General features: G+C 72.3%; 18 protein-coding genes and 1 pseudogene. 17 read left to right on the top strand and 2 right to left on the bottom strand.

All coding sequences use genetic code 11. The features are described from left to right. Positions 1 to 87: 87 nt before the first annotated feature. From CLV40_RS11885 to CLV40_RS11870, 4 genes are all read left to right on the top strand, one after another. Positions 88 to 756, top strand: coding sequence for a helix-turn-helix transcriptional regulator (locus tag CLV40_RS11885; RefSeq protein ID WP_104479063.1), 669 nt, complete (start codon positions 88 to 90; stop codon positions 754 to 756). Between the two features lie 325 nt (positions 757 to 1,081). After that, positions 1,082 to 3,970: a hypothetical protein gene (locus CLV40_RS11880; protein WP_245931230.1), complete on the top strand. Its 2,889-nt coding sequence runs from the start codon at positions 1,082 to 1,084 to the stop codon at positions 3,968 to 3,970. Positions 3,971 to 3,983: 13 nt separating this feature from the next. Further along, positions 3,984 to 4,649 (top strand): Pvc16 family protein, encoded by a 666-nt coding sequence (locus tag CLV40_RS11875; protein ID WP_104478941.1) that lies wholly within the window; start codon positions 3,984 to 3,986, stop codon positions 4,647 to 4,649. Beyond that, positions 4,646 to 6,526 (top strand): ATP-binding protein, encoded by a 1,881-nt coding sequence (locus CLV40_RS11870; protein ID WP_104478940.1) that lies wholly within the window; start codon positions 4,646 to 4,648, stop codon positions 6,524 to 6,526. Before CLV40_RS11875 ends, CLV40_RS11870 begins: the two co-directional genes overlap by 4 nt. A gap of 14 nt (positions 6,527 to 6,540) precedes the next feature. Here the strand turns inward: CLV40_RS11870 and CLV40_RS11865 are convergent, their stop codons facing one another. Continuing rightward, the gene (locus tag CLV40_RS11865) at positions 6,541 to 7,053 is read right to left on the bottom strand and encodes an eCIS core domain-containing protein (RefSeq protein WP_104478939.1); all 513 of its coding nucleotides are present in this window, start codon (positions 7,051 to 7,053) and stop codon (positions 6,541 to 6,543) included. A gap of 179 nt (positions 7,054 to 7,232) precedes the next feature. On the opposite strand from CLV40_RS11865, the gene CLV40_RS11860 reads away from it, so the two are divergent. Genes CLV40_RS11860 through CLV40_RS37905 form a run of 4 tightly spaced genes read left to right on the top strand, consistent with a single transcriptional unit; the run spans position 7,233 to position 9,844 of the window. Beyond that, on the top strand, positions 7,233 to 8,756 hold the full coding sequence (locus tag CLV40_RS11860) for a phage tail sheath family protein (protein WP_104478938.1): 1,524 nt from the start codon (positions 7,233 to 7,235) through the stop codon (positions 8,754 to 8,756). 16 nt (positions 8,757 to 8,772) lie between these two features. Beyond that, a complete protein-coding gene (locus tag CLV40_RS11855) occupies positions 8,773 to 9,213 on the top strand; it encodes a phage tail protein (protein ID WP_104478937.1) in 441 nt (146 codons plus the stop codon). Then, the gene (locus CLV40_RS11850; protein WP_104478936.1) at positions 9,210 to 9,689 is read left to right on the top strand and encodes a hypothetical protein; all 480 of its coding nucleotides are present in this window, start codon (positions 9,210 to 9,212) and stop codon (positions 9,687 to 9,689) included. Before CLV40_RS11855 ends, CLV40_RS11850 begins: the two co-directional genes overlap by 4 nt. After that, positions 9,686 to 9,844, top strand: coding sequence for a DUF6760 family protein (locus CLV40_RS37905; RefSeq protein WP_181043451.1), 159 nt, complete (start codon positions 9,686 to 9,688; stop codon positions 9,842 to 9,844). The genes CLV40_RS11850 and CLV40_RS37905 overlap by 4 nt, the downstream gene beginning before the upstream one ends. Here CLV40_RS37905 and CLV40_RS11845 read toward each other — a convergent pair. Next, entirely contained in the window at positions 9,816 to 10,136 is a 321-nt protein-coding gene (locus CLV40_RS11845; protein WP_146108001.1) for a hypothetical protein, read from the bottom strand. The genes CLV40_RS37905 and CLV40_RS11845 overlap by 29 nt on opposite strands. A gap of 2,374 nt (positions 10,137 to 12,510) precedes the next feature. Between CLV40_RS11845 and CLV40_RS11840 the strand changes: the two genes are divergently transcribed. The 9 genes and pseudogenes from CLV40_RS11840 to CLV40_RS40270 form a co-directional block, all read left to right on the top strand. Then, positions 12,511 to 12,930, top strand: coding sequence for a hypothetical protein (locus CLV40_RS11840; protein WP_104478934.1), 420 nt, complete (start codon positions 12,511 to 12,513; stop codon positions 12,928 to 12,930). A gap of 9 nt (positions 12,931 to 12,939) precedes the next feature. Continuing rightward, entirely contained in the window at positions 12,940 to 13,365 is a 426-nt protein-coding gene (locus CLV40_RS11835) for a phage tail protein (protein ID WP_104478933.1), read from the top strand. Further along, positions 13,362 to 14,084: a CIS tube protein gene (locus CLV40_RS11830; RefSeq protein WP_104478932.1), complete on the top strand. Its 723-nt coding sequence runs from the start codon at positions 13,362 to 13,364 to the stop codon at positions 14,082 to 14,084. Before CLV40_RS11835 ends, CLV40_RS11830 begins: the two co-directional genes overlap by 4 nt. Before the next feature lie 228 nt (positions 14,085 to 14,312). Further along, positions 14,313 to 16,085 carry a VgrG-related protein gene (locus CLV40_RS11825; RefSeq protein WP_104478931.1) on the top strand — a complete coding sequence of 591 codons (1,773 nt, stop codon included), beginning with the start codon at positions 14,313 to 14,315 and terminating at the stop codon, positions 16,083 to 16,085. A gap of 543 nt (positions 16,086 to 16,628) precedes the next feature. Continuing rightward, positions 16,629 to 16,949 (top strand): PAAR domain-containing protein, encoded by a 321-nt coding sequence (locus CLV40_RS11820; protein ID WP_104479062.1) that lies wholly within the window; start codon positions 16,629 to 16,631, stop codon positions 16,947 to 16,949. Continuing rightward, positions 16,946 to 17,347, top strand: a complete 402-nt coding sequence (locus CLV40_RS11815; RefSeq protein WP_104478930.1) for a GPW/gp25 family protein — start codon at positions 16,946 to 16,948, stop codon at positions 17,345 to 17,347. The genes CLV40_RS11820 and CLV40_RS11815 overlap by 4 nt, the downstream gene beginning before the upstream one ends. Beyond that, entirely contained in the window at positions 17,347 to 19,278 is a 1,932-nt protein-coding gene (locus CLV40_RS11810; RefSeq protein WP_104478929.1) for a putative baseplate assembly protein, read from the top strand. The genes CLV40_RS11815 and CLV40_RS11810 overlap by 1 nt, the downstream gene beginning before the upstream one ends. Before the next feature lie 487 nt (positions 19,279 to 19,765). Beyond that, complete coding sequence (locus CLV40_RS11805; protein WP_104478928.1) at positions 19,766 to 20,317, top strand: phage tail protein; 552 nt, start codon at positions 19,766 to 19,768, stop codon at positions 20,315 to 20,317. After that, positions 20,314 to 20,376 (top strand): annotated as a pseudogene (locus tag CLV40_RS40270) (zinc-ribbon domain-containing protein); the annotation flags it as partial. The gene CLV40_RS11805 and the pseudogene CLV40_RS40270, both read left to right, overlap by 4 nt. Between the last annotated feature and the right edge of the window lie 104 nt (positions 20,377 to 20,480).

Here is a 20,480-nt window from a genome sequence, read left to right as displayed (position 1 = left end):
CAGGGCGGGGGCACACCGGATGCCCTCGCGCTTCTCCCAGCCGGGACGAACAGCGCCCCGGCACGGCTTCTCGTGATGGAGGACCACATGACAACCACGGTCGAAGCGGTCGGCACCACCACATACGGCCCGCCACGCCGCCGGGTCCCGGTCGGCGTGCACGCGTCGGACCCGATCCTGCGGGCCGGTGTGGTCCACCAGTTGCGCCAACGCCCCGAGGTCGACCTGCTGCCCGAGGAGGACGCCGAGCGGGCGTCCGTCGCGCTGGTGGTGGTCGACCAGGTCGACGAGGAGACGACGAGGTTGTTGCGGCGGTTGCGGCACGGGGACGCGCGGGTCGGGCTGGTCGTGGGCCGGTTCGAGCGCACGGCGCTGCAAAGCGCGATCGAGTGCGGTGTGGCCGCGGTGCTGCGCCGCGCGACGGCCACCGGCGAGCGGTTGGTGGAGATGGTGACCGCGATGTCGCGCGGTGAGGGTGTGCTGCCGGGTGACCTGCTCGGGCACCTCATCGACCACGTGGGACGGTTGCAGCGGGAGGTGCTGGACCCGCGCGGTCTGACCCTGTCGACGCTGACCGCGCGCGAGGTCGACGTGCTGCGGTTGATCGCCGAGGGCTTCGACACCGCCGAGATCGCGGCGAAGATGTCGTACTCCGAGCGCACGGTGAAGAACATCCTGCACGAGATCACCACGCGCCTGCACTTGCGCAACCGCGCTCACGCCGTCGGATACGCGTTGCGGCAGGGCCTTATCTGATCGGCATCCGATAGGCGCCCCGGACCCCACCGGCCCACCACGGCGCGAACACGGGTGGGCACGCGCCGTGCCCCGGCCACTGCCCGCGCACACCTCAACGCCGAGTCCACCCGTGGCCACCATCGACAGGGTGGACCCCCGCAGAGCCCGTTTCCTCCGTACCGGTGCCACTCTTCTTCTCGTGCTGGGCATTTGCACGGTCCCGGTGCACAACGGCACTTCGCCGGTGCGACCGGTCGCGGCCGCGTCGGAGGAGAGGATCGCGTTCGCGGGCACGGAACACCGGAGCCTTGGGACAGCGACGTCCCAAACCACCACGGCACCGGTGTTCGAGGGTTCAGTCACCCACTACGACCGGTATCCCAACGCCGTGGGGAACGTGCTGGCGTTCGTCAGCCTCCGGGATTCGCGTACCTACCAGGTGTATGTGACCGACCCCGGTGGGACGCGGCGGCTCACTACGGACCTGAACGCGCTGCACCCCCATGTGTCCCCCGACGGCCGGTGGGTGGCGTTCGACTCTCCCGACGCGTCGACGCCCAATGGGCAACGGGATCTCTGGTTGGTGCGGACCGACGGCACGGGACTGCGCAAACTCACCGACAGCGCTACCGACGAAATATGGCCGACTTTCTCACCCGACGGCGGTAGCGTCGCCTTCTCCGGGAACGCCGATGGCCGGTGGCAGATCTACCGCATGCCGTTGGACGGTCAACCGGAACGCGTGACGAACCTGTTGGTCGGCGCGGCGTGGCAACCGTCGTGGAATCCCTCGACGGACCCGGACAAGCGGGACCTGATCGCGTACACCCTCGACGGCGACGCGAACGAGGCCACCGAAGGCGACCAGACGATCCGGATCACCTCGGGCGGCAACGGCCTGCCGCTGCTCGTGGGGTCGCGGGTGGGGTGGCAGAGCCGGTGGCCGGTGTGGCTGCCCGGCGGCGCCGACCTGCTGTTCCTCAGCCTCAACAAGGTGTGCGGCTGTCCGGGCGACCCGGAGCCGCGCGGTGCGGTCGACCTGGTCTACCGGGTGTCCGCGCCGACGGCCGGGGACCCGGTGCTGCTGCTGGAGGAGGACCGCTGCGTCGACTCCCCCGCGTGGCTCGACGGCGGCCTGGTGGTGGCGCGCACGACGGCGCGCACCCGCAACGTGGCGACGATGCAGGACATCCGGCCGGACGGCGCCGACCCCCGCGACCTGGGGGTGGAGGTGCTGACCGAGGACCCGGCAGCGCTCACCGACTCGAACCGGCTGTTCAACCCGAACCCGGGCTTCGACCCGTGGACGCAGCGGCAGAGCTACTCCCCCGACGGGCGGCGGATCGCGGTGAGCCGGTTCGAGACCATCGAGGGCAGGCGGTCGCAACGGGTGTGGATCACCGACGCGGACGGGCTAAACGGTGCACCCATGCCGTTGGCGGACCGGAAGGTCGGGGACTGGGAGACCGACGCGGCGTGGTCGCCGGACGGCACGCTGGTCGCCGTGGCCCGCCGCTCCCCCGGCGCGCCCAACCGCGAGGGCGGGCCCAGCCGGGTCGTCATCGTGCGGGTGGACACCGGGGAGGTCGTGGCGCGGCTGCGCAACCCCGATCCCAACGCCGACCAGGACGACGGGCAACCGGCGTGGTCACCGGACGGTCGCGTGCTGGCGTTCAGCCGGGGCACGGTCGCCGGGGGTCCGCAGGGACAGCCGCGCACGCACCACGTGTGGACCGCGCGCGCGGAGGGGCTGGACCAACAACGGGACATCAGCGCCACGGTATGCGGATTCGCCTGTGACACCACGGATGACAGTCCGGCGTTCTCCCCCGATGGGCGCACCCTTGTGTTCAACCGCGAGAACGACGGTCTGCTGCGAGTGACGCTGTCCGACAACCGATGCGAGGTCTTGCTTCCGGAGGGGCAAAACTCGTGTTCGGGCGCTCTTACGGATCCGAACGGTCCGCCCCAACCGCGTGATGTGTCGTTCTCGCCGGACGGCAGCAAGCTCGTGATGACGAAGCGAACCACCTACGACCCGAACTCGCCGGAGTCCATGGCGATCCTCGACCTGGACACCCGGCGGCTGACCCGGCTGGCGGGTGGCCTGCCGGGCAGGCAGAAGGAGCCGACCTGGCAACTGCTGGTCGACCTGGGGCTCGACGCGCCGCCCGTGGCGCCGCGCGCGACGGTGGGGGTGGACACGTCCGTGACGGTCACGGTGACCAACCGCGGTCCGGGGCCGTCGCCGGGGACGGAGTTGCAGGTATCGGTGCCGCCCGGGCTCACGTTGATACGCATGCGTGGTGCGTGTTCCTCCAACGGTCCCCGGTGCGATATCGGCCTCTTGCCGCCGAACACCACGGTTCAGGTCACCGCCGACCTGACGCCCACCGAGCCGGGTACGCATCCGCTCGACTGGACGGTCACGAGCACCGTGTTGGACACGGAGCCCAATGACAACGGTGGAACGACTCTTGTGCCGGTCGACGTGCCCGCGCCGCCCACCACTACGACGACCACGACACCACCCGCGCCTCCGACGTCTCCCGCGCCACCGCCCCTACCGGGCCCGCAACCACCGCCGCCCGCGAGCCCTGGTGTGGCGGTCGTGGCCCAGCCCAATCCGTCCTATGTGGGCGGTTCGACGACCATCACCTACACCGTGCGCAACCGGGGCGCCTCCACCGCCACGGGCCTGCGGCTGGATCTGGGGCTGCCTCGGCGGGTGCCGGTCGCGTCGGTGCCGCCCGCGTGCGTACGGAACTCTTGCGCTTTGCCCGATCTCGCACCGGGTGCTTCCCTGACCGTGCAGGTGCTACTACGACCCGACGCCGCGTTGGTCGCGGATGTCACGGGACAGCTGCGCACGACCGGCACCGACGCCGACAGCGGCGACAACCGCGCGCGGACCCGGCTGCGGATCCTGCTGCCGAAGATCGTGGCCGTGCCGCCGATCGGGAAACCCGGGTTCGTCACGTCGGTGCGCGGCGTCGACTTCCCGCCGGGCGCCCCGGTGCGGCTGACCTGGACGCCGGGGATCACCGCGTCGGCGGCGCCGACCACCCCGCGCGCCGACGGCACGTTCACCGCGCAGTTGCTGATCCTCACCAAGGACCAGACCGGCCCGCGCGTGATCACCGCGTCCGGCCCCGGGTTCGGGCCGGTGACCACGCCGTTCCTGGTGGTCACCGGCATGATCGCCCCACCCGGCGTGGTGGCCCGTCGATGAGGGGAGCCCGGGCGTGATCGACGAGGTGGACGAGGCGCTGCGGCTGCTGCTGGCCGAGGAGGGCATCCCCGCCGAGGGGGTGGAACTGGTCTTCGACGCGCCGACCAAGGACTGGGCGGCGAAGTTGACCGCGCCGACGGTGAGCGTGTTCCTCTACGACCTGCGCGAGGACAGCAGCCGACGCCGCACCGGTGTGCAGGAGGAGGCCGACGACGACGGAACGGTGGTGGGGCGCCGCGAACCGCCGTTGTGGTACCAGTTGTCCTATTTGGCGACGGTGTGGACCGCGCGCCCCAAGGACGAGCACCGTCTGCTGTCGGACATCCTGCGCGCCGTGGCCCCCCACGACGTGCTCCACCACCGCTGGCTGACGGGGTCGTTGGCGGAATTGGGGCGCTCGGTGCTGTTCCAGTCGGCGGGTCCGATCACCGACGGGCAGGCGGCGACCGAGGTGTGGTCGGCGTTGGAGGGGCGGCTCAAACCGGCGGTCAACCTCCAGGTCATCGCGCCGTTGGCGCGTAAGAGGACGCCGGTGGCGCCACCGGTCACCGACGGCCTGATGGTGCGCACCGAGTCGGATGGGGACCGCCGGTTGCGCTACGACGAGTCGGCACCCTCCGACGGGTTCGCTGCGGCCCGCGCGCGACCGGGTGCCCGTAGGCGGAGGAGCGCGCGGTGACCGAAGACGACCTGACCGGGCTGTGGGCGCGTTTGGGCGCGGTGGAACGCCGTGTGCGGAAGACCGTGGCGGACAGGCAAAGTCAGGACCCGAACCTCACCGACCCGTACCGTGGCCTCTACATCACGGATGAGGCTGTCCGTGCCCTCTTGGACTCTCCCGAGCCTCTTGTGGTCCCCGCCGATATCCCGCCCACGGCGGAGGGGCGGCTCGCGGAGTCGTTCGGGTTGACCGCGCTGGACATGGAGTTCCTGCTCATCGCGCTCGCACCGGATCTCGACGCCCGGTTCGAACGGCTCTACGGCTACCTCAACGACGACGTGACCCGCAGGCGGCCGACCGTGGGCCTGGCTTTGGCGTTGTGCGGGCAGACCCCGGCCGGTCCGGGCCGGTTCCGGTTCCGGCCCGACGCGCCGCTGGTCACGGGCGGGCTGGTGGACGTCCTGGGGGAGGACCAGCCGTTCCTCTCCCGCGAGGTGCGGGTGCCGGACCGGGTGCAGGCCCACCTGTTGGGACTCGACCGGGTCGATCCGGGCATCGCCGGGTTCACGCGCGTGCGGACGCGGGTGGACGGTCTACGGCCCGTGGGGGCGATGTACTCGCGCGGTGAGGTCGAGGTCGCGGGTACCGCTGTGGTGGCGGACCTGTCGATGGTGTCGGCACCGTCGGAGGTGGTGGCGCCGTTGGTGCGTGAGGCGCGGTTGCGCGGTGCGAGTCTCGTAGTGGGACCGGTCGACGGTGTGCCGCCCACGGTGCTGCGCGCGTTACTGGCACACGACCTTCCCTTGGTGCTGCACGGTAAGAGCCAGTGGGATCCCCGGTGGGCGCCGGTGACTCCCCTACCGGTCGACGCGGGCACCGGGCCCGCGTGGGCCGAGGCGCTGGACGGGCTCGACGTGCCGGTCGCGGAACTGTCGGCGTTCCGGCTCGGCGCGAGCCAGATGCGGGCGGCCGTCTCGGTGGCCCGGCGGCTGGCCGCGCGGGAGAACCGGGCGGTCACCGCGGCCGACGTGCGGGCGGGGGTGCGCACCCAGAACGGCGCCGGGCTGGCCAAGCTGGCCCGGCGGATCACCCCGGCCGTCACCTGGTCCGACCTCGTGCTGCCCGACCGCGCCAAGACCCGCCTCGCCGAGCTGGCCGCCCGCGCCCGGCACCGCGACACCGTGCTGGGCGACTGGCGGATGCGGCCCGGCGGCGGCCGCGGCCGGGGCGTGCTGGCGCTGTTCGCGGGCGAGTCGGGCACCGGCAAGACGCTGGCCGCCGAGGTGGTGGCCGGTGACCTCGGCATGGACCTGTACGTGGTCGACCTGTCGAGCGTGGTCGACAAGTACGTCGGCGAGACCGAGAAGAACCTGGAACGGGTCTTCGACGAGGCCGCCGACGTCAACGGCGTGCTGCTGTTCGACGAGGCCGACGCGCTGTTCGGGAAGCGCTCGGCGGTCAGCGACTCCCGCGACCGCTACGCGAACCTGGAGTCGGCGTACCTGCTGCAGCGCATGGAGTCCTTCGACGGCATCGCGATTCTCACCACCAACCTGCGGGCCAACCTCGACGAGGCGTTCACCCGCAGGCTCGATGTGATCGCCGCGTTCCCGATGCCCGACGCGGCGCAGCGCAGGCTGCTGTGGGACACCTGCCTCGGGCCCGCCATCCCGCGCGCGGACGACCTCGACCTGGACGTGTGCGCGTCCCGCTTCGACCTCGCGGGCGGCGCCATCCGCTCGTGCGCGGTGTCGGCGGCGTACCTGGCCGCGGCGGGGAACCGGGCGGTGACGATGGCGGACCTGATGACCGCCATCCACGAGGAGCACCACAAGCAGGGGCACCTGACCAGGGCCGAGGACTTCCGGCCGTGGCTGGCGGTCACGCCCGCCTGAACCGCGCCGAGCCGTCAGTCGGCGTGCTCGTCGGGCATCGGCTCGGACATCACCCGGTGCGCGTTCGCCTCCGCGGCGCGCTCGAAGGAGTCCGACGGGTCCGACACGGACACGCCGTCACCGTTGTCCGTACCCGACACCGGCCCGGACCGCTGCTGCACGACGTGGGTCAGCTCGTGGGCGAGGGTGTGCATGTCCATACCGCCCGAACCCACCACTACGTGACTCCCGGACGTGTACGCGGCGGCACCCAACTCCTCCGCCGACCGCTGCGCGACGGTGTCGGTGTGCAGGCGAACATCGGAGAAGTCGTGGCCCATCCGGGACTCCATCTCCGCGCGCACGGGTGCGTCCAGCGGTGTGCCCCCACCGGACAACACAGAGTGCACCAACCCCCCGTCGGCCACCGCGCGATTGCCCACTACGCGCTGCAAACGCAACAGCTCGTCGGTGGGCGTCCTCTGTGCACTTGTCGCACGAGTCGGTGCCTTGGTCGTCTCATCGGACTTCTTGGCGTACTCACGCATGCGGTCAGTCCTACCCGCACCACGACAGCCACCCCAGTGCGGTAGGGGCACGGAGAGGTGCACCCCGCCTTCCCTGCCCGGAAAGGCATGGCCACTGCCCGGTGTCGGGGTCCGGCGGACCTGCCGCGCCGCCCGCGCCCGCGCGAGGCTTGGGGCCAGCCGACCGCGAAGGAGCGAGCATGCCGTCCTACCTCTCCCCTGGCGTGTACGTGGAGGAGGTCCAAACCGGGGCCAGGCCGATCGAGGGCGTCGGCACGGCGGTCGCCGCGTTCGTCGGCTTCGCCGAGGAGGGCCCGTTCCACCGGCCCACGCTGGTCACCAACTGGAGCCAGTACACCCAGACCTTCGGCGGTTTCACCGAGCACACCTACCTCGCGCACGCCGTCTACGGCTACTTCGCCAACGGTGGCGGCGCCGCCTACATCGTCCGCGTCGGCGGCCGGTCCGCCGACTCGTCGGTGCCCGAGAAGCCCACGACCGGCGAGACCGTGCGGCTGGGCACGCTGCGGATCAGCGCGCTGCCCGGCGCGACCTCCGAGGTGACCGTGCAGGTCGCCGACGCCGACGGGGAGAACCCGCCGGAGGACCGGTTCAAGCTGCTGGTCAGCCAGGACGGCAAGGTGGTGGAGACGCACGAGGTGTCCACCCGCAAGAACATCAAGAGCTACGTCGTCACCCAGGTCGCGGAGCGGTCCAGGCTGATCCAGGTCACCGAGGCCCCCGGCACCACCCTGGCCAAGCCGGAGCGGCAGTCGGTCACCGTGCCGCCCGCCGGGCCCCCGGCGGCCGCCCCGGTCGACGCCCAGGAGTACGTCGGCGACCTCGCCGAGCGCACCGGCTTCGGCGGTCTCGAGACCGTCGACGAGATCACCATGGTCGCCATGCCCGACCTGATGAGCGCCTACCAGCGCGGCCTCATCGACGCCGAGGGCGTGCGCACCGTGCAGCTCGCCGCCATCTCGCACTGCGAGCAGATGGGCGACCGGGTCGCCGTCCTCGACGCCCCGCCCGGGCTCAACGCGCAGCGCGCGCGGGAGTGGCGCAACGACGAGGCGGGCTACGACTCCCGCTACGCCGCCCTCTACTACCCGTGGATCAAGGTGTTCGACCCGCCGACCGGCCGCAACACGCTGGTCCCGCCCAGCGGGCACGTCGCCGGGATCTGGGCGCGCAGCGACGCCGAGCGCGGCGTGCACAAGGCCCCCGCGAACGAGGTGGTGCGCGGCGCGGTCGACCTGGAGGTGTCGCTGAGCAAGGGCGAGCAGGACCTGCTCAACCCCATCGGCGTGAACTGCCTGCGCGCCTTCGCCGGGCGCGGCGTGCGGGTGTGGGGCGCGCGGACGCTGTCGTCGGACCCGGCGTGGCGCTACCTGAACGTGCGGCGGCTGTTCAACTACCTGGAGGAGTCGATCCTGGTCGGCACCCAGTGGGTGGTGTTCGAGCCCAACGACGACCGGCTGTGGTCGAGCATCCGCCGCAACATCGGCGCGTTCCTGCACGAGGAGTGGCGGCGCGGGTCGCTGTTCGGGCGCACCGCCGAGGAGGCGTTCTACGTCAAGTGCGACCGGGAGAACAACCCGCAGGGCTCCATCGACCTCGGGCAGGTGGTGTGCGAGATCGGCGTCGCGCCGGTCAAGCCCGCGGAGTTCGTCATCTTCCGGCTGGCGCAGTTCAGCGACAGCACGAGCCTGATCAACGAGTGAGAGGGGCACAGACGACATGGCCGAGGGCGACACCCTTGCGACACACCGGTTCGGCGTCCAGCTCGGCGGGGTCACCGTCGAGTCCGTGAAGGAGGTCAGCGGGCTGGTCGTCGAGCAGGACGTGGTCGAGTCGATGCAGGTGACCAGCCGCGGCAAGCCGATCAACAAGAAGCAGCCGGGCGGGCACAAGGGCGGCGAGGTGACCATCACCCGCGGCATGGACAAGAGCCCCGAGTTCACCTCGTGGATCAACAAGACGCTGCTCAACGGCGACGTCGAGGACGCCAGGCAGAACCTGACCATCGAGGTCATGGACACCAAGGGCGACACCGTCCGGCGCATGCAGCTCTTCGACGCCTGGGTGAGCAAGTGGGAGGGTCCGGGCCTCAACGCCACCCAGTCCTCCGGCGCCGACGAGAAGGCGACCATCACCTTCGAGCGAATCGAGGTCGAGTGAGGCGCCGCACGGTGTCGGTCGCCGACCTGGACGCCCTCGCGTCCAGGTCGGCGCCGGACACCCCCGCGCCGGTGTCCGCGCCGCCCGTGTCGGAGGAGGAGGGCGGGCTGCGCACGGAGTTCGAGTTCGAGCTCCCCCGCGGCTACCTGGACGAGCAGGGCCGTCTGCACCGCACCGGCAGCATGCGCCTGGCCACCGCCCGCGACGAGCTGCGGCCCCAGGTGGACGTGCGGGTGAAGGAGAACCCGGGGTACCTGAGCGTGGTGCTGCTCAGCCAGGTCATCACCCGGCTGGGCACGGTCACCGACATCCACCCCGGGGTGGTGGAGCGCATGTACGCCACCGACATCGCGTTCCTGCAGGAGTTCTACCGGCGGGTCAACAGCGAGGGCCACACCCGGGCGGGCGTGCGCTGCCCGGCCTGCGACTCGGAGTTCGAGGTCGAACTGGCCGGTGGGCGCCTGGGGGAATCGTGACGTACGCGGCCGACCGGCTGCTGGAGGAGGTCGCGTACGTCGCCTACCACTTCCACTGGCCGCGCGCCGACATCCTCGACCTCACCCACGACGAGCGGCGGACGTGGGTGCGGGAGATCGCGCGGATCAACAACCGGATGAACGGGAGCGGGTGACGCGGATGTGGCCGTGGCGGCGCAAGCGGTCGACGAACCGGGACGCCGGGGCCGCGGCCTCTCCCGTGTCCCCTGTCTCCCCGTTGTCGGAGTGGCGCGCGGCGCCGCCGATGCCGACCGTGATCCAGCGGACCGGGCAGTGGGCGGACTTCAAACCCAGCCTGGCGTCGTGGCGCCCGACCGGCCTGATGACGGACGTGGGCCACGCGGTGTCGGCGGACGCCCCCGCGGGCACGATGCGCGGGATCAGCCGATCGGTACCGGGCACCACGTCGGCCGGGACTCCCCGCACGCGCCCCGCCCCTCCCGACCGCCGCCCTGCCGCGTCACCCGGCGCCCATCCGGCTCCCGCCCAGCCCATTCCCGGTGGACCCTCTGCGACTGCCCGATCGGCCTCGGCACTCGATCACCCCGTCGCGCAGCGCACCCCGGCCACCGCACCCCGCGGGACCGAGTCGCCCCAGCCCGACGCGAACTCGCGCTCCTCCGCGCCGCCCCTTGATCACCCCGTGGCCCACCCGCCCCTCGGCGCCCCGCCTGCGCACTCCCCGGGCATCGCACAACCCACCCCGTCCAGCCCGGCCCGGAGCGACGAGCAGACTCCCGCCACCGCGGGCCTCCACTCCTCGACGCAGCCGGCCCCCAATCTCCCGGTCGCCACCGCGCGGTCCCGAACCAGCCCGTCCGGCTCGGTTCCCCAGCACGTCGCCCAACGCGCCCTCGCTCGCCCGACCTCCGGCGACCACCAATCCCCTTCCGGCACGGCCCCCCACCACCTCTCCGCACAACGCGCCCAGGCCGCTCCGTCCAACAGCGACGGGCAGACTCCCTCCTCCACCCGGGCTCTCAATCTCCCCGCCGCACAACGCACCTCACTCCACCCGCTTCACCGCGACGCGCGATCCCCGTCCAGCAGCTCCCAAACCAACCCATCCAGCCTGGCCGGGAGCGACGAACACAGCCCCGCTGCCGCTTCCCCCTCCGCGCACCCTGGATCCCAAGCCGACGCCGGACCGCCCCGCAGGGACGAGCAGGTCCCTGCGACCAGGCCCCCTCGCTCCCAGACCAACCCATCAACCTCGGCAACCGGCCACCCCACCGCACAACGCACCCCAGCCCACAACAGCGATCTGCCCCTTACTGCCCCACAGCACCAGTCCCCCGCTCACTCAACATCCGACCACACCACTACGCAACGCACCTCCCTCCACCCACCCCACAGCGACACGCACACCCCCCGCCGCTCCACCGCCAACTCGGCGCCCGAGCACCCCATCGCGCAACGCACTTCGGTCCGCCCGCCTTACAGCGACGCGCAATCCATTTCCAATACCCCCCTCCGGCCCACCACTCCCACGGGATCCGAGCACCTCACCGCGCAACGCTCTTCACTCCGCCCGCCCCACAGCGACGCGCAATTCCCCTCCAGTACACCCCTCCAGCCCACCACTCCCACGGGATCCGAGCACCCCACCGTCCAACGCTCCGCACCCCACTCTCCCTACAGCGAAACGCAATCCCCTTCCAGCACTCCTCTCCAGCCCACCCCCTCAGCATCCGACCACCTCACCCTCCAACGCTCCCCACTACGCCCTTTGCCTCACAGCGACGCGCAATCCCCCTCCAGCACTCCTCTCCAGCCCACCGCCCCCTCGGCACCCGAGCACCCCACCGCGCAACGCTCCCCACTCCACCTGCCCCACAGCGGCACGCAATCCCCTTTCGACACCCCCCTCCCGCCTCCCCCAGCATCCGAACACCTCCTCGCGCAACGCTCCCCGCTCCGCCCGCTCCACAGCGACGAGCAAACTCCTGGCCCACAGCACCTCGGCGCCCAACACCCCCTCGCCCGCCCAACTTCCGGCGGCAACCAATCCCCCTCCACCACAGGCCTCCACCCCACCGCCAAGTCGGCCTCCGATCACCCGGCCGCACAACGCACCCCCGCTCGGCCGCCCCTCGGCACCCCCCATTTCCCCTCCCCCGCGGCCCAACCCGCGCACGACCACTCGGACACCTCTCCGCCCCGCGGCAACCAGTACCCCCTCCCCACCGCACGAACATCACCCGACCACGTAGCCACCCCCACGGCAGCCCACCACACCGCCGCACAAGCCACGTCGACCAACCACACGCCCTCCAATACAGCCTCGACTGTCGCGCAACGCAGCCCGCTCCACCACACCGCGCGCCCACTCGGCGCCACGCCCTCAAGCCCGGTCACCGGCCCGCGCCCCCAGTCGCCCGACGGGGAGTCATCCCCGCTCCTCGACCGGTCCGCGCCGCGCGTCCCACCCACCGGGCCGACCGACTTCCCCGGCGCGCAACGCAGCTCGGGCACACGAGCAGGCGACCCGGACTCGGTTCAACGCTCCACCCCTCCCCTGCCGCTGATCGACAACCTCCAGCCCGCGCTGAACCGCCCCCGGCGAACCGCCCCCACCGTCGATCGTCCTCTTCGGACTCAAGCGCGCGCGGAGTCCACACCCGACCGTCCCCCGATCGGGCGAATCTTCCTCGCCGCCCACCCCCGCCCGGACAGTTCCGCAGGTCAGGACAGTTATCCACATACCTCAAAGCCATCCACAGCCCCGGCCGATCCGGCCCACACCCCTTGCGTCGAAGGCAAACTGGTCCTCAGCCGACCCGACCAAGGGAGAACAACGATGAACACGACCCCCACCCTCGGAGTGGCGCAGCGCGCGCTCCCCACCCTGCGCCCCGCCACCCACCACGCGCCCGCGCCAACCCCGAAACCGCACGAACCGACACCGACGGTCCAACGAGCACCCCTCGAAGTGCTGTCGGCACCCCGAAAACCACCGGAGGTGGCCAAACCCGCACCGCGCACACCGGTCCAACGCACCGCGCCGCTGCCCCACCCCGGCGCGGCGGGCCCGGCCTCGGCATCCGACCTCGGCGCGGCGACCGGGAGCAGACACCTGAAAGCCGTGCCCGAGCGCGAGAACCACAGCACCGCCGACCTCGACGACCTGGCCCGCAGGCTCTTCGACCCGCTCAGCAGGCTGCTGCGGGCCGATCTCCGGCAGTCCCGGGACCGGGCGGGCCGCCCGTACGACCGATAGGACGAGCAGATGACCGACCGTGTCTTCGCCACCAGCGTGTACTTCCGGCTCGCCATCGGCGGCGACGACCTCGGCGCGTTCCACACCTGCACCGGGCTCGGCGCGCAGGTGGAGGTGGAGCAGTTCACCGAGGGCGGCAACAACGGCTTCACCTGGCAACTCCCGTCGCGCATCACGTGGACGAACATCACGCTGAGCCGCCCGGTCACCGCCGACACCACGAAGGTGTCGCGGTGGTTGGAGCAGCTGGTGCGCCGGGTGGAGCGCAAGAACGGCGAGATCGTGGCGCTGGAGCCGAACCTCACGCCGATCGCGCGCTGGCAGGTGCTGGGGATCGTGCCGGTGAGCTGGCAGGGCCCGTCGTTCGACCCGTCGTCGTCGCAGGCGGCGGTGGAGACCCTGGAGATCGCGCACGAGGGGTTGCGGGCGTCATGAGCCGCGGCATGGCCAGGGCGCAGCTGCTCATCCTCGAACCACCACCCAAGGTGGGCGCCAAGCCGGGCGCGGTGCTGGAGCGGGTGCGGTTCCAGTTCAACCCCAACCGCCTCTCGCTGACCAAGAGCACCGAGTGGCGCCGCAAACCGTCGCGGATGGCCGCCGAGTCGGCCACCCCGGAGTTCGTCGGCAGCGGCCCCCGCTCCCTGTCCCTCGAGGTGTTCCTCGACGCGACGGACACCCACGACGGCTCCGTGGAGCGCAAGGTCGAGCAGCTGATGGTCGCGTGCGTGCCGACGGAGAAGAGCCTGCGGGCGAAGAAGCCCGCGAGCCCCTGGGTGCGGTTCGAGTGGGGCAGCGGCCGCACCACGTCCTTCGACGGCGTGCTGTCGAGCTTCTCGGTCGAGTACACCCTCTTCGACACCGACGGCTCCCCGCTGCGGGCGACCTGCGCCGTCGGCATCGAAGAGGCCACCGCCGACGCACTGGGCCAGAACCCCACCTCCGGCACCCCGGAGGCCAGCCGCACCCACGTGGTGGTCGCGGGCGACACCCTCGCCCAACTGGCCTGGCAGGAATACGGCGACCCCGCGGCGTGGCGAACCATCGCGGAAGCCAACGACATCGACGACCCCCTCGAACTCCTCCCGGGCAGCGAACTCCTCGTCCCCACCACCGCCGACCCGGCAACCCGCGTGCCCACGGAGGTGGCTGTCTGATGCCCGCGACACGCGACAACCGATCCCACCTCGTGATCGGCCCGACCGCGCAGGACGGACACCCACCCGCACACCGGGGTGCGGCAGGTTCGCCTTCCGATTCGCCCCCGCGTCCACGCCGTACCGGTGGCAACGGTCCCATCAGCGCCTCGATCGCCCTACTCGGTGCCGGTGACACCCGTGCCCGGGGCACATCACCGCGGTCGAACACCCGAAGGGCGGGGTGACATGGGCGGGGGTGGACGCGCGGCGCGGTCGTACGCGGCGGATCCCATCGTGACGGCGGGTGGGCCGTTGTCGAAGGTGTGGCAGCAGCAACTGGTGCGGACGGTGGTCGACGAGAACGTCGGCCTGCCCGACTCGGCGACGCTGACCTTCCGCGACCCGTACCACGACCTGTTGCGCGAGACGGGGATCACCATCGGCAAGGCACTCGAGGTCGCCGTTGCGGTGGCCGACGGCGGCGCGCCGGAGCCGTTGTTCAGCGGTGAGGTGACGGCGGTCGAGCTGGACTCGGACCAGACCGGTTCGTTCACCGTGGTGCGGGCGTTGAGCAAGGTGCACCGGCTGATGCGCGGCCAGAAGGTGAAGGCGTTCCGCAACGCGACGGCGCAGTCCATCGTCAACGAGGTCGCGCGCGGGGCCGGGTTGACCGTCGGTCGGGTTCAGGCGCAGAAGGTCGTCTACGCGCAGCGGACGCAGGGTGGGGTGTCCGATTGGGACTTCCTGGCCGATCTGGCCCGCGAGCACGGCGCCGTGGTGCGGGCGGACCGGCAGGGGAAGCTGGAGTTCGTGCGGCTGAAGCCCGCGTCGTCGGCGCCGAGCCCGTCGACGCCCGCGAAGAGCAACCGGTTCGTATTGCAGTACGGGCGCAACCTCGTGGCGTTGCGGGCCGTGCTCACCGCCGCGGACGCGGCCGGGTCGGTGCGGGCGCGCGGGTGGAACGTCGACACGAAGAAACCCGTGCTGGCCAACGAGACCACCGGCACCAGCCAGACGGTCAAGACCGGCCTGGCGGGGACGAAGGTGGTCAAGGCGTTCGGCACGGCGACGGCCCTGGTCACCGACGTCCCGCACGCCAACCAGGCGGAGGCGGCGACGACCGCCAAGGCGCTGGCCGGGTCGGTGAGCGCGGGCGTGGGCGAGATCGAGGCCGTCGCCGAGGGCGACCCGAAGCTGCGGGCAGGCGTCCCGGTGGCGCTGGGCGACGTGGGCCCGGACTTCTCCGGCCGCTACACGGCCACCGCCGTGCACCACACCCTCGACCCGGAGCTGGGCTACCGCACGACGGTGCTGGTCAGCGCGTCGCCGGACCGGTCGCTCGCGGCCCTGGCGGCGGGCGACCGGGTGACGCCCCGGGGGCCGCGCATCCCCGGGGTCGTGTCCGGGATCGTCACCGACATCAAGGAAACCGGCGGCAGGCAACGCGGCTGGGTGAAGCTGCGGTTCCCGTGGCTGGACGACACGTACGAGACCGACTGGGCGCGCACGGTCCAGTGGGGCGGGTTGGGCGGCGGCGGGGTGTTCAGCCCGGAGGTCGACGACGAGGTGCTGGTCGCGTTCGAGCAGGGCTGCCTGGACCGGCCGTACGTCATCGGCGGGCTCTACAACGGCCAGGACGTGCCGTCGCGGCACCAGCTGCCGCTGGTGGACCGCGCGGGCAAGGTCAACCGGCGGTCGCTGGTGTCCCGCAAGGGCCACCGGCTGGAGTTGATCGACGGGCTCACCGGCCCGCCCGGGGTGCGGATCGCCAGCGGCAACGACCGGCTGGAGATCCGCCTGGACAACACCAAGAACACCATCGACCTGACCGTGTCCGGGGTCGGGGGGCGCGGCTCGATGACGTCGGTGCAGTTGCGGCCGGACGGCATCACGATCGACGCGGGCGCCGGGTCGCTGGACCTGCGCGGGGCGTCCGTGTCGATCGAGGGGCAGCGCGCCGTCGACGTCGACGGCGGTCTGCTGGCCACGCTCAGCGGCCGGATCGTGCGGATCAACTGATGACCCCGCACCAACACCGACGCGGCCACCATGGACGGTTCCGCCCGCCGCCCGCCCGAGCTCAGCGGGCGACACGAGCGCGGCCGGTTCCGCTCGACCACCAACCTCACCCGCGCCCACGAGACCCCCACCGCGACACCGGAACCGGCCCGCACCAACACCGACGCACCCCAAATGACTACAGTGGACAGTGCCGAGCGTCGCCCGCCCGCGCCCGGCGGGCCGCCGCGCCCGACGACCGATATCGGTCGACCGCGGCCCCGCCGGGCCGCCTTCGGCGGCAAGCGGCGAGAGCGGCTCGGCCCCCGGCAGGTACCCGTCGACCGGGCCGGAAGTCGTACCCGACCTGGATCGTCCCGACCCGCCGGGCCGCCCCTGCCCGCACCGCCTCATCGACCCGGCCGACCACGTCCCCGGCAGGTCCGCGTGGCCGGAACCGGGACCCGAGTCGACCCCGACCGCGCACACCCGGACACCCCGGTCGCGAGCACGGCCCCCGCGACACCACCTGACCAGAACCGATCCCACGAGGAGAAGACACCGATGCCCGCCGCGGCCAGGATCACCGACACCACCAGCCACACCCGGCTGCCACCGCCGACCGGTGTGCTGCTGGCGCCGGTCCCGCCGCCGCCCCGGCTGATGTCGGTGTTCATCGCCGGGCGGCCCGCGGTCGTGCTGGCGTCGGTGCACCAGTGCGCGATCCACCCGCAGCTCGGTCCGCTGAACCGGGTCATGCCGCTGCCCCGGCCGCGGCAGGTCTTCGTCGGCGGGGCGCCGCTGGCCTGCGTCGGGGACCTGACCACCTGCGGCGCGACCATCCTCACCGGGGCGCCGAACGTGATCATCGGGGAGCGGCCGTGAGCGAGCGGTTCATCGGGCGCGGCTGGGCCTTCCCGACCGGTGTCGGACCCACCGGCGGCATCGCCATGGTCGAGCACGAGCGGGAGATCGAGCAGGCGATCCGGCTGATCCTGGGCACGGCGCCGGGTGAGCGGCCGATGCGCCCGGAGTTCGGCTGCGGCATCCACGACTTCGTCTTCGCCCCCAGCGACGGCGCCACCGCGGGCCGCATCGGCTACGAGGTGCGGTCGGCGCTGCGCCGGTGGGAGCCGCGGATCACCGTGTCGGACGTGCTGGTCTCCTACGACACCGCCGACGCCGGGGTGCTCTACGTGGACGTGCGCTACACGATCCGCTCCACCAACGACCCGCGGAACCTGGTGTTCCCCTTCTACACGATCCCCGAGGGAGGCGAGTGATGGCGCTCCCGGCCCCCAACCTCGACGACCGCCGCTTCCAGCAGCTGGTCGACGAGGCCAAGCGCTTCGTGCGGCAGCGCAGTCCCGAGTGGACGGACCACAACGTGTCCGACCCCGGGGTCACGCTGATCGAGACGTTCGCGCACATGGTCGACCAGGTGGTGTACCGGCTCAACCGGGTGCCGGAGCGGCACTACCTGGCGTTCCTCGACCTGCTGGGGGTGACGCTGTTCCCGCCTGCCGCGGCGCGCGCGGAGGTGGTGTTCTGGCTGTCGGCGGCGCGGCGGGAGACGGTGCCGCTGCCCGCGGGCACGGAGGTGGCGACCCAGCAGACCGAGGACGGCGAGGCGGTGGTGTTCGCCTCCGTGGCCGACCTGCCGATCGTGCCGTGCGAGCTGACCAGGCTGGTGACGGCGTCGGCGGACGGGGAGCACGTCGACCGCGGCAACGACCTGGCCGCGGGCCGGGACGTGCCGTGCTTCCAGGCCCGCCCCGCGCCCGGCGACGTGCTGTTGTTCGGGCTGACCGGCGCGGTCCCGCGGTGCGTGGTGGCGGTGCGGTTGGACAGCCGGGTGGAGGGCGTCGGCGTCGACCCGCGGCAGCCGCCGCTGGTGTGGGAGGCGTGGACGCCCGACGGGTGGCGGGAGTGCCAGGCGTTCGAGGACACCACGGGCGGGCTCAACCGGCCCGGCGACGTGGTGCTGCGCGTACCCGCCGGGCACGTGGAGTCGGTCGCCGCCGGGGTGCGGGCGGGCTGGCTGCGGTGCCGGGTGGTGGAGCCGGTGGAGGGGCAGCCGTTCTACTCGGAGTCCCCCACCGTCCGCGTCGCCGAGGTCGACACCATCGGCGGCTGGACCGACGTCGAACACGCGGAGACCGTGTTCGACGCGCACCTCGGCGTGTCCGCCGGGGTGCCGGGCCAGCGCTTCCGGCTGGGGCGGGTGCCGGTGCTCATGGATGGGCCGCCGGTGGTCGTGGAGGTGTCGTCGGTGGACGGGTGGCAGGAGTGGTCGGTCGTGGACCACTTCGGCCTGTCCGGCCCCCGAGACCGCCACGTCACCCTGAACGCGACCACAGGTGACGTCGAGTTCCCGCCCGGCGTGCGCGAGTCGGACGGCTCGCTGCGCGCCTACGGCGAGGTCCCGGCCAAGGGTTCGCACATCCGCGTCCCCCGCTACCGCACCGGCGGCGGCCGTAGCGGCAACGTCGCGCGCGGCGCCATCTCGGTGCTGCGCAGCTCGGTCCCGTACGTCTCCTCGGTGGAGAACCGCGAGGCGGCCACCGGCGGCGTCGACGGCGAATCAGTCGAGGAGGCGAAGGTCCGCGCCCCCCACCAACTACGAGTGCAGGAGCGAGCCGTCACCACCGAGGACTACGAGCACCTGGCCCGCCTCGCGGCCCCCGCCGCCGCCCGAGTCCGCTGCCTCGCCGTCGGCGCGGGCACGGCCCGAGTCCTGGTCGTCCCCCACGCGACCCCCGACACCCCGGGCGGCCCACTCCGCTTCGAGCAGCTGATCCCCACCGACGACATGCTCGCCGCCATCGCCACCCACCTGGACGAACGCAGGCTGATCGGCACCCGGGTCCAGGTGGAGCCCCCCTTCTACCAGGGCGTCACCGTCGTGGCCCGCCTCCACTCCACCGGCGGCGCCGAGGTGGAGCAGGCGGCCCTGGCGGCCCTGCACACCTATCTCGACCCCATCCACGGCGGCGAAACCGCCACCGGCTGGCCCTTCGGCAAACCCGTCCAATACGGCGCCATCTTCGCCGCCCTGCAACGGGTCCCCGGCGTGGACCTCGTCGAGGCCGTCCGCCTCTTCCCCGCAGACCCCATCACCGGCCGCCGAGGCCAAGCCACCGAACGCGTCGACCTGGCACCCCACGCCCTGGTCTTCTCCCACCAGCACCAGGTCACGGTGGTCGAACCATGATCCCCACCACGCGGCCGCACTACTCGAACTCGACACCCCGTCCACACCACGTGGTGCCCGAGCAGCGAGGAAACACCGCCTCGTCCACCCGCCGGCCGCCCCGCGCACGGCGGACCACACAGCGGCCAATCGCCACCCGGCCGGCCTTTGCTCGGCCAACCACCGCACCGTCACCCACCGCCCGACCGGTCACCGCGTGGCCCGCCACCGCACGACCGCTCTCCGCGCCATGGGTCACCGCACGACCGAGTGCGGCACGGCCGACCGGCCCTCAGCACGCCTTTGAACCGCCACCCACCACACAGCCGCCCGCTGTCGCGCGGACTGTCTCCTCTCCAACCACCTGCGCGCGGTCTGCCACAGCCGCACGGCCCATCTCCACTCGGCCGAACACCACACGACCGGCCGTCCCGCGGCCGACATCCCCGTGGCCCGCCGCCAACCCGCTCTTCGGACCGCGCCGGCACCCGAGGGCGGTGACCCGTCTATGACCCGTGCCGCCGTTCCCGGACTCGTCAGCCGCCGTCCCCTGGGCGAGGGGCTGCCCGCCGTCTACGCCGCCGACAGCTTCGTCCAACGCCTGACGGCAGGTCTGGACGACGTCTTCGCCCCCATTCTCGCCACCCTGGACAACTTCCCCGCCTACCTCACCGCCCACCTCACGCCCGAGGACTTCGTGCCCTGGCTCGGCGCGTGGGTCGCCGCCGAGCTCGACCCGCGCTGGGCCGCCACCGTGAGCCGGGGCGCCGTGGCGGGCGCCATGGCGTCGCACCGCGCCCGTGGCACCGCGAGGGGTTTGGTCGAGCGGTTGTGGCAGTGCGCCGGGGTGCGCGCCGAGGTCGATGACGGCCCCGGGTGCACCTGGTCCTCCACCAGCACCGACCTGCCCACGGAGGACGACGACACCCCACCCAGGGTGACCATCCGCGTATGGGCGGCGGCCGACGTCGACCAACCCCGGATCCGCGCCCTGGTCGCCGCCGCCTGCCCCTGGCACGTCGACTGGACCATCGAATTCCACGGGAACGGTGCCCCATGACCTGTCCGAACTGCGGTGCCCGGGTCCAACCCAACGACGACTTCTGCGGCAACTGCGGCACCTACCTCGGCTGGGGCCAAACCACCCCGGCAGACCCCGGACCCACCCCGCCACCCCCGACGAATCCCACCGGACCCCCGAGCGAGGCAGAACCCACCGAGCC

The sequence above is a fragment of the Actinokineospora auranticolor genome (assembly GCF_002934265.1).
Classification (GTDB): domain Bacteria; phylum Actinomycetota; class Actinomycetes; order Mycobacteriales; family Pseudonocardiaceae; genus Actinokineospora; species Actinokineospora auranticolor.
Note: the sequence above shows the minus strand (reverse complement) of the source record. Positions and strands in the feature narration are given on the sequence as shown.